Raw genomic sequence first — 17,458 nt, forward strand, 5'->3', positions numbered from 1 at the left:
ACAATCAACTATGGAACTAGTTGCTATACTTAAGTGTGCACCGTTGAAATTTACTATACCGTATGGGCATTAGTATAATCTTTGAATAAAGATCATATTTTCATGATGTTAGAACTATTTTGGCACTTAAACGTAGTGATCCAGTTCTCATACATTTGTTTGGCACTTCATATGGATAATATGTGACTTAAAAGTTGTTTTTTGGTGTTAAAGCTCTGTTATTGCGTTATATCTTCGGGCAATATATAACGAATTAGTATCATTGGTCAAAATGTTGACAGTATTTAAAGGTCAGGGGTTTATATGGATCGTACATCCTTAGTTTCACTTGGTGGTCAGATCGTAGTAATAGGTTTGGATGGGCAATTAAAGACATTAGCTCAAAACGAACAACCGTTACCGGGTGAACTTATTGTTGCTAGAACTGAAGCTGAACCGGAAAAGCTTCAAGTTCAAGTCGCAAGAGAAGAAGGGGTGCAAGACGTCACTGACGATGTCGCTCAAATTATTGACGCACTTCAAGAGGGGCAAGATCCAACGTTACTCAACGAAGAATTCGCACCAGCTGCAGGCGAGAGTAATGGTTCCAGTTTGCAGGCTAGCGGCACTGTAGAGCGAACGGCAGCAGAATTGCTAGCCGATACTGTGTTTGAAACAACGGGGTTAGCTGCGCTTGGCGTTTCCGAAACTCAAAGCCTAACTCTTGCTGAGCTGTATTTAAACCTTCCTAACACCTCTCCAGCCGTCACGCCAATTGCTCCGGTCGCTGAAGATGACAACATTCAAACAGACGAAGACGTTTCGATTACCATTGATGTCCTAGCCAATGACGATGATGAAGATAGCGACTCTCTTACAATTGATTCAGCCACGGTACCTGAAGAACAGGGAACCGTTGCAATCGTTGATGGTGAGTTAGTTTTTACACCTGCTGAAGATTTCAACGGCGAAGCAACCATCACTTATGTTGTTACCGATGGTGAACTAACAGATGAAGCAACGGTTTCGGTTACTGTTAACCCAGTAAATGATGCACCAGTAGCAAATGATGACAGCACTACGACGGACGAAGATACGCCAGTTACCATTGATGTGCTACCAAACGATAGCGATGTTGACGGTGACACGCTGACCATAGTGAATGCGTCTGTTCCTGCAGAGCAAGGCACGGTTGAGATCGTAAACGGTAAGCTTGTTTTTACTCCTGCTGAAGATTTCAACGGTGAAGCAACTATCACTTATGTTGTTAGCGATGGTGAACTAACAGATGAAGCAACGGTTTCGGTTACTGTTAACCCTGTAAATGATGCCCCAGTAGCAAATAATGACAGCACTACGACGGACGAAGATACGCCTGTTACCATTGATGTGTTACCTAACGATACCGATGTTGACGGTGATACGCTGACCATCGTGAATGCGTCTGTTCCTGCAGAGCAAGGTACGGTTGAGATCGTAGACGGTAAGCTTGTATTTACACCTGCTGAAGATTTCAACGGTGAAGCAACTATCACTTATGTTGTTACCGATGGTGAACTAACAGATGAAGCAACGGTTTCGGTTACTGTTAACCCTGTAAATGATGCACCAATAGCAAATGATGACAGCACTACGACGGACGAAGATACGCCAGTCACCATTGATGTGCTACCAAACGATATCGATGTTGACGGTGACACACTGACCATAGTGAATGCGTCTGTTCCTGCAGAGCAAGGCACGGTTGAGATCGTAGACGGTAAGCTTGTATTTACTCCAGCAGAAAACTTCAACGGCGACGCAACCATTAGCTACACGGTTTCTGATGGTGCATTAGAAGATGAAGCGGAAGTTTCGGTAGCAGTTAATCCACTCAATGATGCTCCGACAACCGAAAATGCTATCCCATCCCAAGTTCTACCCGAAGATTTTGCTGAATACACCATTAACTTGAATGACGCATTCAGCGATGTTGATAACGCGGACAGCGAGCTGACGTTCAGCATTTCTGGCAACAATAACATTCAAGTTTCGATTGTTGATGGTATTGCGACGATCACGCCAACCGCAGACTGGAACGGTTCAGAAGAGCTTACGTTTACCGCCACAGATCTTGATGGTGAAAGTGTTAGCCAGACGGTTGATTTCACAGTCAATGCCGTAGCCGATATCGTTTCGGACAGCGCGAATATCGTTGAAGACACTCCAACCGTTTTGAACGTGTTGGGTAACGATACTTTCGAAGGCCAATCGTCGGTGGTATCGGTAGAAGCGGGCAATGGTCCTACAAATGGCAGTGTGGTTGTTAACAACGACGGCACCATTACCTACATACCAAACCAAGATTACAACGGTGCGGATGAGTTCACTTACACAGTTACTTCTGGCGGTGTGACCGAGACCACAACAGTTACGCTGAGCGTTACTCCTGTAAACGATAAGCCGGTGGTTGAGAATGCCATTGCTGACCAAGTTCTACCTGAGGACTTTACGCCTTATACCATCGATTTGAATGACGCGTTTAGCGATGTTGACGATGCAGACAGCGATCTGACGTTTAGTGTTTCTGGTAACAGCAATATCCAAGTATCGATTGTTGATGGTATCGCAACTATCACCCCAACAGCAGACTGGAATGGTTCTGAAGAATTAACGTTTACCGCGACAGATTCTGACGGTGAAAGCGTTAGCCAGACGGTTGATTTTACGGTTAATGCCGTTGCCGATATCGTCTTAGATAGTGCAGATATCGTTGAAGATACGCCAACCATTTTGGATGTGTTAGACAACGATAGTTTCGAAGGCCAATCACCAGTTGTATCCGTAGAAGCGGGCAATGGCCCTGCAAATGGCAGTGTGGTTGTTAACGATGATGGCACGATCACTTACACGCCAAACCAAGACTACAACGGCGCTGACGAGTTCACTTACACAGTCACCTCTGGTGGTGTCACTGAGACTACGACGGTCACGCTAAACGTTACTCCAGTCAACGATAAACCAGTGGTAGAAAACACCATTGCTGACCAAGTTCTACAAGAAGATTTTGCTGAATACACGATTAACTTGAATGACGCGTTTAGCGATGTTGATGACGCAGACAGCGAACTGACGTTTAGCGTTTCTGGTAACAGCAATATTCAAGTTTCGATTGTCGATGGCATCGCGACGATTACACCAACTGCAGACTGGAATGGTTCTGAAGAGCTGACGTTTACCGCGACAGACCCAAGTGGTTTGGAAGTGAGCCAGACAGTTGATTTCACGGTTAATGCCGTCGCCGATATTGTCGCTGATAGTGCAGATATCGTTGAAGACACACCAACAATTTTGGATGTGTTAGACAATGATAGTTTCGAAGAGCAATCACCAGTTGTATCCGTAGAAGCGGGCAATGGCCCTGCAAATGGCAGTGTGGTTGTTAACGATGACGGCACGATCACCTACACACCAAACCAAGATTACAACGGTGCTGATGAGTTCACTTATACAGTTACCTCCGGTGGTGTCACTGAATCCACAACAGTGACGCTGAATGTTACTCCTGTAAACGACAAACCAGTGGTAGAAAACACCATTGCTGACCAAGTTCTACCGGAAGATTTTGCTGAGTACACGATTAACTTAAATGCTGCATTTAGTGATGTCGACGACGCAGATAGCGAATTGACGTTTGCCGTTTCTGGTAACAGCAACATTCAAGTGTCGATTGTTGATGGTATTGCAACTATCACTCCAACAGCAGATTGGAACGGTTCTGAAGAGCTAACGTTTACTGCGACAGATCCAAGCGGTTTGGAAGTGAGTCAGACGGTTGATTTCACAGTCAACGCCGTTGCAGACATTGTCGCAGATAGTGCAGATATCGTTGAAGACACACCAACCATTTTGGATGTGTTAGACAACGATAGCTTCGAAGGTCAATCACCAGTTGTATCTGTCGAATCTGGAGATGGTCCGACTAACGGGAGTGTGGTTGTCAACGATGATGGCACCATTACTTACACGCCGAACCAGGATTACAACGGTGCTGATGAATTCACTTACACAGTCACCTCTGGCGGTGTCACTGAGACGACAACAGTATCTCTAAACGTAACACCAGTGAACGATAAACCAGTGGTTGAAAACACCATTGCTGATCAAGTTCTACCGGAAGATTTTGCTGAATACACCATCAACTTGAATGACGCATTTAATGATGTAGATAACTTAGATAGCGAATTGACGTTCAGCGTTTCTGGTAACAGCAATATTCAAGTGTCGATTGTCGATGGTATTGCGACGATCACACCAACTGCAGACTGGAATGGTTCTGAAGAGCTAACGTTTACCGCGACAGATCTAAGCGGTTTGGAAGTGAGTCAGAAAGTTGATTTCACAGTCAACGCTGTTGCCGATATTGTCGCTGACAGCGCGGATATCGTTGAAGATACACCAACCGTTTTGAACGTGTTGGGCAACGATAGCTTCGAAGGCCAATCACCAGTTGTCACGGTTGAATCTGGAGATGGTCCGACTAACGGTAATGTGGTTGTAAACGATGATGGAACAATTACTTACACGCCAAACCAAGACTACAACGGTGCGGATGAATTCACCTACACAGTCACGTCTGGCGGCGTCACTGAGACTACGACGGTCACGCTAAACGTTACTCCAGTCAACGATAAACCAGTGGTAGAAAACACCATTGCTGACCAAGTTCTACAAGAAGATTTTGCTGAATACACGATTAACTTGAATGACGCGTTTAGCGATGTTGATGACGCAGACAGCGAACTGACGTTTAGCGTTTCTGGTAACAGCAATATTCAAGTTTCGATTGTCGATGGCATCGCGACGATTACACCAACAGCAGACTGGAATGGTTCTGAAGAGCTGACGTTTACCGCGACAGACCTAAGCGGTTTGGAAGTGAGTCAGAAAGTTGATTTCACAGTCAATGCTGTTGCCGATATTGTCGCTGACAGTGCAGATATCGTTGAAGATACGCCGACCGTTTTGAATGTGTTAGGCAACGACACCTTCGAAGGCCAATCACCAGTTGTTACAGTTGAATCTGGAGATGGCCCAACTAACGGCATTGTTGTTGTGAACAACGACGGAACAATCACCTATACGCCTAATCAAGATTACAACGGCGCTGATGAGTTCACTTACACAGTCACCTCTGGTGGTGTCACTGAAACCACAACAGTTACGCTGAACGTTACTCCTGTAAACGATAAGCCAGTGGTTGAGAATACCATTGCAGACCAAGTTCTACCTGAGGACTTTACGCCTTATACCATCGATTTAAATGACGCGTTTAGCGATGTTGACGATGCAGACAGCGAGCTGACGTTTAGTGTTTCTGGTAACAGCAATATCCAAGTATCGATTGTTGATGGTATTGCGACGATCACACCAACTGCAGACTGGAATGGTTCTGAAGAGCTAACGTTTACCGCGACAGATCAAAGTGGTTTGGCAGTGAGTCAGGCAGTTGATTTCAAAGTCAACGCTGTCGCCGACATTGTCGCTGACAGTGCAGATATCGTTGAAGATACGCCAACAATTTTGGATGTGTTAGACAACGACAGCTTCGAAGGGCAGTCGCCAGTTGTGTCAGTAGAGGCAGGCAATGGCCCTGCGAATGGCAGTGTGGTTGTTAACGATGATGGCACCATTACCTACACACCAGACCAAGATTACAACGGTGCTGATGAATTCACTTACACAGTTACGTCTGGCGGTGTGACCGAAACCACAACAGTTAAGCTGAACGTTACTCCTGTAAACGATAAGCCGGTGGTTGAGAATACCATTGCTGACCAAGTTCTATCTGAGGACTTTACGCCTTATACCATCGATTTAAATGACGCGTTTAGTGATGTTGATAACGCAGATAGCGAGCTGAAGTTTGCTGTTTCTGGTAACAGCAATATTCAAGTATCGATTGTTAATGGTATTGCGACGATCACACCAACTGCAGACTGGAATGGCTCAGAAGAGCTTACGTTTACCGCCACAGATCTTGATGGTGAAAGTATTAGCCAGACGGTTGATTTCACAGTCAATGCCGTAGCCGATATCGTTTCGGACAGCGCGAATATCGTTGAAGACACACCAACCATTTTGGATGTGTTGGACAACGATAGCTTTGAAGGTCAATCACCTGTTGTATCTGTCGAATCTGGAGACGGTCCGACTAACGGGAGTGTGGTCGTTAACGATGATGGCACGATCACTTACACACCTAACCAAGATTACAACGGTGCTGACGAGTTCACTTACACAGTTACCTCTGGTGGTGTCACTGAGACTACGACGGTTACGCTAAACGTAACGCCAGTCAACGATAAACCAGTGGTAGAAAACACTATTGCTGACCAAGTTCTATCTGAGGACTTTACGCCTTATACCATCGATTTAAATGACGCGTTTAGCGATGTTGATAACGCAGACAGTGAATTGACATTTAGCGTTTCTGGTAACAGCAACATTCAAGTTTCGATTGTTGATGGCATCGCAACTATCACCCCAACAGCAGATTGGAACGGTTCTGAAGAGCTCACGTTCATTGCAAAAGATCCACGCGGGTTAGAGGTCAGCCAAACAGTTGATTTCACTGTTAACGCCGTTGCCGACATTGTCGCAGATAGTGCAGATATCGTTGAAGATACGCCAACAATTTTGGATGTGCTGGATAACGACAGCTTTGAAGGTCAGTCGCCAGTTGTATCAGTCGAAGCGGGCAATGGCCCTGCAAACGGCACTGTGGTTGTGAACAACGACGGCACGATCACTTACACGCCAAACCAAGATTACAACGGTGCTGATGAGTTCACTTACACGGTCACCTCTGGCGGTGTCACTGAAACCACAACAGTTACGCTGAACGTCACGCCTGTTAACGACAAGCCACTTAATGAAGACTTTGACCACAGCGCTGACGAACTTATAACTAACGTAGTTTTTGATACTGATGATAAGCCTTTGGACCAAGGCTCAGAAAGTGACCATATTTCTGACGTTGAGGATGACTTAAATGGTGATGATCTTCAGATCCGAATAACAGAGCTACCTACATCTGGCACCTTGTACTTCAAAGATGAAAATGGCGATCTTCAAGAAATTACATCGGCCGATGGCTCGTTGTACAACAAAGACAGCATCTACTACGAAGCGGATAATGTCGGATTCTTGCTTGGTATTAAAGACAGACCTAATTCTCCAAATGGAGAAGAGTCAACGACGGATTTCTACAACTGGGGTTTAAGTGCAGACGGTGGTGAGTCACACAGTCGAACCGAATATCTAGTAAATGGAGCGTCTATTGATATCTCCTCTGATAGTGGTGTGCTAGCTCAATACAACCGAGAAGTCTCACATATTGGTCATGGTATTGCTGATAACGATGGGCAAGGCATTCAGCGCGGCGAAACCATCAGCATTGATTTGTCTGAGAACCCTGTTGGCAGCGTGAATCTTGGTCTGGATGGCCTAGGAGGCTTGTTTGAGCACGGCGACAACAATGCTGCTCTTATCACGGTGACATACCTTGATGCTAACGGCACAGAGCAAACTCAAGTTATTGAGTTCTTGAAGCCAGAAGGCAACAACATGCTATTCCAGGAGACTAGTATTGGCTTCGGTAAGGATTACCCTCTACCTGAAGGGGCGGTAATTACTCAATTAGACTTCTCAACCAAAACATCTGGGAATTGGGAATTGCGTTATGTAGAGGGCTTCCCACCTGAAGATAGTTTTGACTACGTTGTAGTTGATTCTGGTAACGCTGAAAGTGACCCTGCAACGGTTACAATTGCCAATCAGATTCTAGACGGCAACGTGTCGGAGAACGGTCCGGATCTATCTTTAACAGGGAACACTGTTACAGAAGGAGAAGACGTTACGTTTTCTGTGGTACTGGATGAGGCGACAGAAACGGCGGTTAAGTATCCAATAACTACATTGGCTCCAGGCTCATCGGCAGATGATTCAGACGTCAACCTATCTAATGCAACCTACACGAATGGTGTTGTTTTTGCCGGGGGCTACCTGATTGTTCCTGCTGGTGTTAGTAGCTTCGAAATCATTGTGCCAACGATTGATGATCTTGTTGTTGAAAATGACGAGACGATGAAAGTTGAAATCGGTAGCGAGTCGGGCTCATCAACAATCTTAGACAATGATAGTACGTCACTTTCAGTGAGTAATGCTGGCGACGTGAGTGAAGGTTCTGACGCAGTATTCACGGTCTCGCTGTCTAACGAAGTTCAAAGTCCTGTTGTCGTCAATCTAAGTCCAAAGACAGATGGCAACTACACCGCTGAAGATGAAGATCTTGGTAACATGACGGTGACTTATATTGACGGAGAAGGCCAAGAGCAGACTCTGGATGTTAGTCCAAGTGGAGACGTTACTATTCCTGCCGGAGTTACTGATATCACGGTAACAATAACAACGAAACAAGACGACGTTTACGAAGGTGCAGAGTCTTTTGGCTTGGTGGTGACCGAATCTGGCGGTATTACATCGAACGGCGTGGCGAGTGGTGAGGCAGTGATAAAGGATGATGGCTCAGCTGTCGGTCCAACAACGCCAGATAACGATAAACCGCTGCTATCTATCAGCGGTGGTGGTGATATTAATGAAGGGGAGGAAGCAATATTTGTTGTTTCTTTGTCTAATCAAACAGAGTCACCAGTCGTTATCAATTTGGCCACGAGCACGAGCGGCGCATATACAGCAGAAAACTCTGACATTAAAGATTTTGTCGTAACCTACAAAGACAGTGAAGGCGAAACGAAATCACTAACCGTTTCAGACAATGGTGATGTCACTATTCCTGCAGGTATTACTGCAATCGAAGTATCTGTTCCTACGACTCAGGATGATGTTTACGAAGGCTCTGAGAGCTTTGGTCTAGTCGCGACGGAGTCTGCTGGCATCACTTCAAATGGTTCTGCCGTTGGCCAAGCGAACATAAAAGATGACGGCTCTGTTGTGGGGCCGACAACACCAGACAACGACAAGCCTGCGCTAACCGTAGATGGTGGCGGGAATGGCAATGAAGGTGAAAATGCAGTCTTTACGGTTTCGTTATCAAATCAAACTGAAAGTGCTGTTGTTGTTAACCTATCGGTAGAGACGGACGGAAACTATTCAACAGAGGATAATGACCTTGGCGATTTAGTTGTGACTTATGTAGACACTAATGGTCAAACACAATCATTGAATGTTGATGGAAATGGGAATGTAACAATACCTGCGGGAATACAGGATATTACGGTTACTGTGCCGACTAACGAAGATCATATCTACGAGGGAAATGAAACGTTTGGCCTCACTGTGACAGAAAGTAATGGGGTGACAACTAATGGTCAAGCGACTGGCCAGGCAACAATTTTAGACGCAGAAAGTGCACCAAAAGTAAGTATTGTCGCCGACCAAGACAGCGTCAATGAAGGTCAAACTGCGGGCTTTACTGTGAGCTTGGACCAAGTCGCTGATGAGAAAGTGACGGTTGAGTTCGAATACTCAGGTGTTGCTCAAGATGGTACTGACTTTACTGGCGTGGCAAGTATTGAAGTGCCGGCAGGTCAGTCTTCTGTCGACCTCGATATCATTACGCTTACTGATGGCACATACGAAGGTGCAGAGTCATTTACTGTTACCATTAAAGATGTGGCAGGTGCAGACGCCACGGCTTCGACAAATAACAGTGCGAGCATGACAATTAATGACGCCCAACAAGCACCGAAAGTCAGCATCGTTGCTGACCAAGACAGCGTCAACGAAGGTCAAACCGCAGGCTTCACTGTGAGCTTAGATCAAATCGCTGATGAGAAAGTGACGGTTGAGTTCGAGTACTCAGGTGTTGCCCAAGATGGCTCTGACTTTACTGGTGTTGCAAGCATTGAAGTACCGGCCGGTCAGTCTTCTGTCGACCTAGATATCACTACGCTTACTGACGGCACGTACGAAGGTGCAGAGTCATTTACTGTCACAATCAAAGATGTAGAAGGTGCAGACGCAACGGCTTCTACGAACAACAGTGCTAGTGTGACTATCAATGACGCTCAGCAAGCACCGAAAGTCAGCATTGTTGCCGACCAAGATAGCGTAAATGAAGGTCAAACCGCAGGCTTTACTGTGAGCTTGGATCAAATCGCTGATGAGAAAGTAACGGTTGAGTTCGAATACTCTGGTACTGCTCACGATGGTACTGACTTTACTGGCGTAGCAAGCATTGAAGTACTGGCAGGCCAGTCTTCTGTCGACCTCGACATCACTACGCTTACTGACGGCACTTACGAAGGTGCAGAGTCATTTACTGTCACGATTAAAGATGTAGAAGGTGCAGATGCAACAGCTTCTACAAACAACAGTGCGAGCGTGACTATCAATGACGCCCAGCAAGCACCGAAAGTCAGCATTGTTGCTGACACAGGCTCTACCGCTGAAGGTGGTGATGCGAACTTTACTGTAAGTATCGACCAGAAAGCGGATGAAGATGTCGTAGTGACATTCACGATTGGTGGTGATGTTAATAGTGATGATTACACCGCGCCAAATACTTACACTGTGACCATTCCTGCGGGTCAAACTTCAGTCGCCCTTGATATTAAGACGCTGGATGACGGTATCTATGAAGGTGCTGAAGATCTGACAGTGACACTAACTGAAACGAGTGGTGCAGACTCTTCGCTGAATACTGCTTCTAAAGAGGCATCTGTTTCTATCGCAGACGCTCAGCATGCTCCGGAGTTTATTTCTGACGGTGATCTTCCTGGCGATGCAGCAAACAATGATGTTTATGACTTTGGCACCGTAAATGAAAACAGTGTTAGTGGCACTGTTGTGGGTACGCTTGTTGCTGAAGATCTAGATAACGATGAACTTACTTACAGTTTTGCCGATGGAACAACAACGAACGGTCTATTTGATATCGACCCATCGACGGGTGAGGTTTCACTCAACAAGACTATTGATGATGTTGACTTAGGCGACTATACACTGCAGGTGAAGGTTGCCGATGGTACGGGTGGCGTAGACACTGCAGAGGTTAATGTTTCACTTGTAAATGTTAATGATGCACCAGAAGCTTCGCCTTCGTCAGTTACCACTCTAGAAGATTCCCAAGTTACTCTGGATTGGGCATCATTTGGCGTCACGGATGTCGACTCAGAAACATCGACGCTGTCTGTCCAAATTACATCGCTTCCTAGCGACGGTGCACTTGAGTACAAAGATGAGCAAGGAAATTGGCAGGCGGTTCAAACAGACCAAGTACTGAGTAAATCGCAGTTTGATGCCGATGGTGTACGTTTCACTCCAGAGGTAAACGAATCTGGTGATGACAGCTTCACTGGAAATGGGGTTGGTAACCAAGAAGGGAACTATGCGCAAATTGGCTTTAAACCAACGGATGGGGAAGATACGGGGCAAGAATCCGTATTGACGATTGATGTCACCCCAGATGCAGATGCGCCGAATTTGGTTACAGTGACTCCAGGGTTATCTCTTCCTCAACAAGATTTCAACGTGACTTCTTGGACAAATGTCATTGTTGGTTCTGATAACGGTCAAGGTGTTGCGGGACAAGTTTTGATTGATGCTATTGAAGCTTTAGATTTAGAAGATGGCAGCCAATCGACCACCACCAATGTTCAGGATACCGCGTCAGGGGCAACAGCAGCGGATGAAGCCGTATTAGTGACAGCGCTAGTCTACTTGGAAGCGGGAACCAGTTATGATTTTACTGGACGAGCAGATGACAGCTTAGCGATCAAAATTGGTGGAACACTGGTTGATGAAGCTCGTTGGGGTAATGGTAGGGGTGATATTAAGGGAGATGCGTTTGTACCTACATCTTCCGGATTTTACCCAATCGAAATCTACCATCATAACCAGAGTGGGCCTGGCAATTTTAATGTAGATGTCTCTATCAACGGCCAAACGCCAGTTGATTTAAGTAACAGCAACTTGTATGTGGTGAGTGACTCAGCTGCTTTGGACGCAGTCGATGTAAGAACTTCTGAGTTAAAAGAAGTAGACGGCGTTCAGTTCTACGAGAATTATGAAGTTAATGAAGGGTTGCAAGATACCGCTATTCCAATTTCAGAAATTAGAGCAAGTCTGACTGATACTGATGGCTCTGAATCACTTGCAGTGACATTAAAAGGTTTGCCAATTGGAGCGGTGCTCTCTGATGGAGTGAATTCTATTACGGTAGCGACAGTGAACGAAGCACTGGATGTTACAGGATGGTCACTTGATTCTTTGACGGTGACACCACCAGCGGGATCGCACGATGACTTTACCATTGCGGTAACGGCGACAAGTACAGAAAGCTCGAATGGTGATACTGAAGACTCACATGCCACGATTAATGTCGTCGTGCATGAAAATCTAGCGACAAACACAACTCGTGATGTTGGCATCACGAATGAAGATGCGTCGCTACAGGGTAACGTTTTATTGAATGATACTGATGGCGATAATGTCCTATTGATCGACCATATTACAGTTAACAATACAGACTACGCTGTTGGTGAAACGGTCTCGCTAGATAATGGTTCATTGGTGGTAAACCAAGACGGTAGCTACAAGTTCGAACCGGTTGAACATTGGTCTGGTAATGTTCCATCGATTACATACACCACGAACACCGGCGCAACAGAGACATTGGATATTGAGGTCGTTGCTGTCGCAGACGCGCCGAAAGTTACGATTTCGGTTGGGGAGCTGTCTAAGACTGACGCTGTCGATTCAAACCATGCTTCAGTTTCAGATGTTACTGAAAATACTTCAGCGCAGAATGATGTTATTGCTTCTGGTTTAGGCCTAGACAGCGTCTACCAAGAAGACAACCCTTCAGCTAACGTCTCATTGGGTAACAACAATGACACATCGGATACAGATAGCCTATTTGTAGGTACGGACTACAACGATACCTTCTATGGTGGTGGCGGTGACGATGTCTTTGTCGGAGGTGGGCAGAATGATTCATTCTATGGTGATGATGCTTCAACCAACACGGAGCATGACGGCACAGATACGGTTTATCTGACAGGCAACTTTAGCGATTACGAATTCACGTTTAAGAATAACCACGGTGGAGACGTTCCATATTGGATCTTCTTGGATAAACGCTCGATAGACTCAGTGAATGACAACACAGGTCAAGAAGACCGAGGCGATCATTTGTACGAAATTGAACGTGTTGTTTTTGCAGATAAAGTCGTTGAACTTAACCCTGACGGTACCTACCAGGTACTGCAAGATCGTTGGATTCCTGTCGATGTCGATGTTGACTTGGTCGATACTGATGGCAGTGAAATGGTAGGGCAAACGGTATTGGTAGATGGATTACCAGACGGGGTTGAGTTGCACGTTAATGGTCAGGTGGTAGCGCAAGAGGTGTCAGGAGGATATCTCATTGATACCGATGCTCAAGGGCAGGCATCATTTGAGATCAAAGTGCCATTCGATTATGACGGCAGCCTTGATTTCCCAATCAGTGTTACTGCAACAGCAATTGAATCTTCAAACGATGATTCAGCGAGTACAACGGAGTCTGCTGATTTAAGCGCTCGTGACTTTGAGTTAGAGTCGGGATCGCATGGTGATGACACCATCTCTGGCAGTGCTGACCATGACCTTATTGTTGGTGATGTTCAGGGCTTAGAGATCATTGCTGGTCAGGACTACAACATTGCATTTGTACTTGATACCTCGGGTAGTATGGGAAGCTGGGTTGGTAACGCGAAAGATGAGATTCTTGACGTGTTTGATGAGTTGTTGGACTCAGTAAACCAAGGCGTTGAACCGGGAACCGTAAACATCATGCTTTCTGAGTTTGCTACTGGGGCGACGAAGGTGATTGAAGTGGATCTGAGTTCAGTAACTGCAAGAACTGATTTTGTCGAGGAACTCAATAAGATCGGTGATTACGGTAGTGGTAATACGAACTATGAATCTGGTTTGCAATCGGCAGTCGATTGGTTTGGTAGTCAGCCAAACGTCAATGGAGAAAATATCACATACTTTATTACCGACGGTCAGCCAAATACATACGATAACCTCGACAATATAAAGCGTCCTGAGTTCTCTAAAGTCATACTTGATGTAAGTGGTGACGGACAGCTTGTTACCTTGCAGGATGTTGTTAATGATAACAACTACAGTTATGGGCAAACCGTTAGCTATAAAGGCAATGTCTTAATCAACAGCTATGGGCATATTTTCTCGCCATTAACGGGGCAGAAAATCGGTGATATTGATCGTCACAATGGCAAGCTTAAGTATGACGATGAAGGAGGCAGCTCTGTTCAGGCTCAGCATATGTATCAAGTGCTTGCCTTGCTATCAAGCGTTGAAGCGATAGGTCTTGGCAGTGGTGTATCAGAGAGTACGCTACAACAATACGATACTGACGGTGTGGTAGAGTCTGAAATTGATGTCACTAAACTGGCTGAAACAATACTAGGTCAAGACGTACCATTGAAGCAGGGTGCTGATACTATCCACGGTGGAGATGGCGATGACATTCTTCTTGGTGATTTGATTGAGTTTGGTGGCAACGAGCAGGGAATCAGTGCTATCCAATCTCATGTCGCGCAAGGAACAGGACAGGATATCTCGACGGTTGATGCTGAGGCGATTCATGACTATGTCAAAGACAATATCGATGAATTTAATCAAAACCATCAAGGTGATAAAGCTGATACTCTGTATGGTCAGCAAGGCGATGACATCCTGTTTGGCCACGGTGGAAATGACATTTTGGTCGGTGGTTCAGGTGACGATATCCTGATTGGTGGTTCTGGTGAAGATACCTTCAAGTTCATCGATGGCGGCTCAGGTATTCGTGATGGCGAGATAGATACAATCAAGGACTTCACGAAAGGTGAAGATAAGATCGATATCTCTGACTTACTTCATACTGACGACACAGACTCGATTGATAGTTTGCTTGCAAATAACGAGATTGGTCTTGAAGCAGATGGTGATAACTTGATTCTGACCATATCTGAATCGGATGGTTCTGCAAGTCAAAAAGTGGTGATTGAAGGCGGCTCTAGCCAATACAGTGAATTCTTAAGTGATGGTTCTTTATCATCGGCAGATGGTAGCGCCATTCTTAACGATCTACTGAAAATCAACAACGATATGAGTTAGTCGATTTAAGGAAGGGGCGAGTATGCTCCTTCCGCTCTGGAGCACCAAGTAAAAAGGTCTAGCAAATGCTAGACCTTTTATTATTGAGTAGAACAAGACAACTAACTCTTAGGTAGGGTTGTGAAAATCGTCCATTCTTTCTTAACTTCGCCCTTGTAACCCACAACTGTTGCGGTTACTCGTCGGTTTAACGCATGGCTTGTTTCATCGGTACCGGTTGATGCGAGCACAGTGTCTCCGTAACCAACAATGGTGACACGATTTGGACTAATGCCGTTTTGTAGCAAGACGCGTCGTACATTTTCAGCGCGACGTTTAGACAAATCTAAGTTGTGTTCGGCAGTACCGGTTCGACTTGCGTAGCCTTGAAGTTCAATTGATGTACTCGGGTACTCTTCCAAGAACTCAGAGAGTTCGCTAAGTTGCTGAGTGAAAACAGGGTTGATCTCATCCGAGTCATTAGCAAACAATACTCGAATCTGCATTTCTTGCGATGTTTTTAGATATTCACCACAGCCATCATTATCAATCTCCGAACCCTGTGGTGTTCCAGGACACAAATCTCGCGCATTAATGACGCCATCACGGTCATCGTCCAGCAAATCAGCAATTTGATCTGAAGTCGGGGTTTCAATGTACTCGTACTCATCACCGGTTTCGGTATTGGAATTCGAACTGCACGCTGAAATTAGGCAAGCCATGAAAAAAATAGGTATTACTTTCATATTAATACTCCACTTTCTCTAGCCACTCTTGCGGAATATCGACTCGCAAAGAGTTAAGCAGTTGTCCAGTCGCATTCATCACGCGGTATTTCGCGTATTGTTCTGCGTACTTGGCGTCCAAATAATCCTTACGAGCTTCGAACAATTCATTTTCAGTGTTGAGCAAATCAAGTAAGGTTCGTTTACCAATGCGGTATTGCTTTTCATAAGCGATAACGGTTTGAGCTGCTGAATCCACGTGGTCAGAAAGGAACTCTTTTTGTTGCAGTGTCAGATCCAACGCACTCCAAGAGAGTCTTAAACCTTCTTCAACGTTTTTATATGCAGAAGAGCGCAAATCCTTAGCTTTGTTGAGTTGATAAGCAAAGTTTTCAGAGTTTGCTGCGTCGCTACCGCCGTTGTAAAGGTTGTACCTTAGTCTAAGCATTGCGAGAGTTTCGTCGCTGCGTCCTTCGATTCCATCAGCATCGTCACGCCATGTCTGCGAAGCTTCGACAGAAAGGGTTGGATAGTTAACCCCTTTGGACTGTTTGTATTGAAACTTAGCGGAGTCAACATCAGCCACAGCTACCTTAATGACTGGATGTTGATCAAATGCAACACTGACGGCTTCATCTACTGTATATGGGATAAAATTAGAATCCGCACGAGGGAAGATCAGCCCTTGAGGGGTCTGTCCCACAAGTCGCGTAAACTGAGTGTGGGTATCATAGAGGTTGTTTTGCGCCGCCGCTAAATTGCCATGAGCTTTTGCAAGACGAGCTTCTACCTGCGTCAGGTCGGCGGTTGAACCGATACCAGAATTCACACGCTTTTTAATGTCAGAGTAAATGCGTTTGTGAACCGCAAGGTTGTTCTCTGACAACGTGAGTATCTCATATGCTTTCACGGCTTCTAGATAGACGTTGGTGACTTCAAGCGCTTTGTCTGATGCATCGGCAAGCAGTTGGTAGCGCAAAGACTCAGCATCCGCTGCGGTGCGGTCGATATCATTGAGAGTAGCAGAACCATCCCATATCAACTGTGTCAACGTTACCGCTGCTTCTTTACGAGTTAAGTCCGTTTCCCCACGGCCTACACTGTCGGCAGGATCAATGCCTTCATACCCGATGCCAGCGTCTAAGTCGATTTGTGGTAAATAAGCACCTGATGAAGACTCGTTCACATAACGACTACTGGTAAATTCGTTAAATGCCGCTTTCAAATCAGGGTTCGTTTTAAGCGTTAAAGCCACAGCCTGTTCCAAAGTTTGGCCGAAAATAGGGAATGACACTATTAGGCTACTGCAGCACGCTATACTTAGTCGGCTCCACTTCACGGCGGTTCTCCCAGATAAATCCATTCATTTTTGTCGCTCTCAAAATTGAGACTTGTCGACATTAAACAGCGATTTTGAACGCAAAGGCTCAACTCGCTGTTATCCCTAGGCTTTTGAGGTTAATTCTCAGTTTGATCCCCTATAACACCGTAGCATATATGACAAAGTTTGCTTATGTTTCGAATGATTATGCTGAAAAAAATGTCTGATTTTTTAAGATCATAGCAATTTTTAGAGTTGTCATCTTGAAGTGATGTCAATT

Annotated in this window: 3 protein-coding genes; 1 reads left to right on the forward strand and 2 read right to left on the reverse strand. The window is 45.4% G+C overall.

The features are described 5' to 3' along the window. Positions 1-303: 303 nt before the first annotated feature. A complete protein-coding gene (locus tag ATB78_RS29390) occupies positions 304-15,153 on the forward strand; it encodes a tandem-95 repeat protein (protein ID WP_061008599.1) in 14,850 nt (4,949 codons plus the stop codon). A 101-nt stretch (positions 15,154-15,254) separates the two neighbouring features. Here the strand turns inward: ATB78_RS29390 and ATB78_RS10205 are convergent, their stop codons facing one another. Continuing rightward, positions 15,255-15,878 (reverse strand): OmpA family protein, encoded by a 624-nt coding sequence (locus ATB78_RS10205; RefSeq protein ID WP_020197448.1) that lies wholly within the window; start codon positions 15,876-15,878, stop codon positions 15,255-15,257. A gap of 1 nt (position 15,879) precedes the next feature. Next, on the reverse strand, positions 15,880-17,196 hold the full coding sequence (locus ATB78_RS10210; RefSeq protein ID WP_061008600.1) for a TolC family outer membrane protein: 1,317 nt from the start codon (positions 17,194-17,196) through the stop codon (positions 15,880-15,882). Between the last annotated feature and the right edge of the window lie 262 nt (positions 17,197-17,458).

Origin of the sequence: Vibrio sp. CUB2, assembly GCF_001557945.1 — a bacterium.
In the GTDB taxonomy this organism is placed as follows: domain Bacteria; phylum Pseudomonadota; class Gammaproteobacteria; order Enterobacterales; family Vibrionaceae; genus Vibrio; species Vibrio owensii.

Excerpts from the sequence above, each read along its gene's own strand:
- ATB78_RS29390 (WP_061008599.1), top strand. The coding sequence starts at position 304 with ATGGATCGTACATCCTTAGTTTCACTTGGTGGTCAGATCGTAGTAATA.
- ATB78_RS10205 (WP_020197448.1), bottom strand. The coding sequence starts at position 15,878 with ATGAAAGTAATACCTATTTTTTTCATGGCTTGCCTAATTTCAGCGTGC.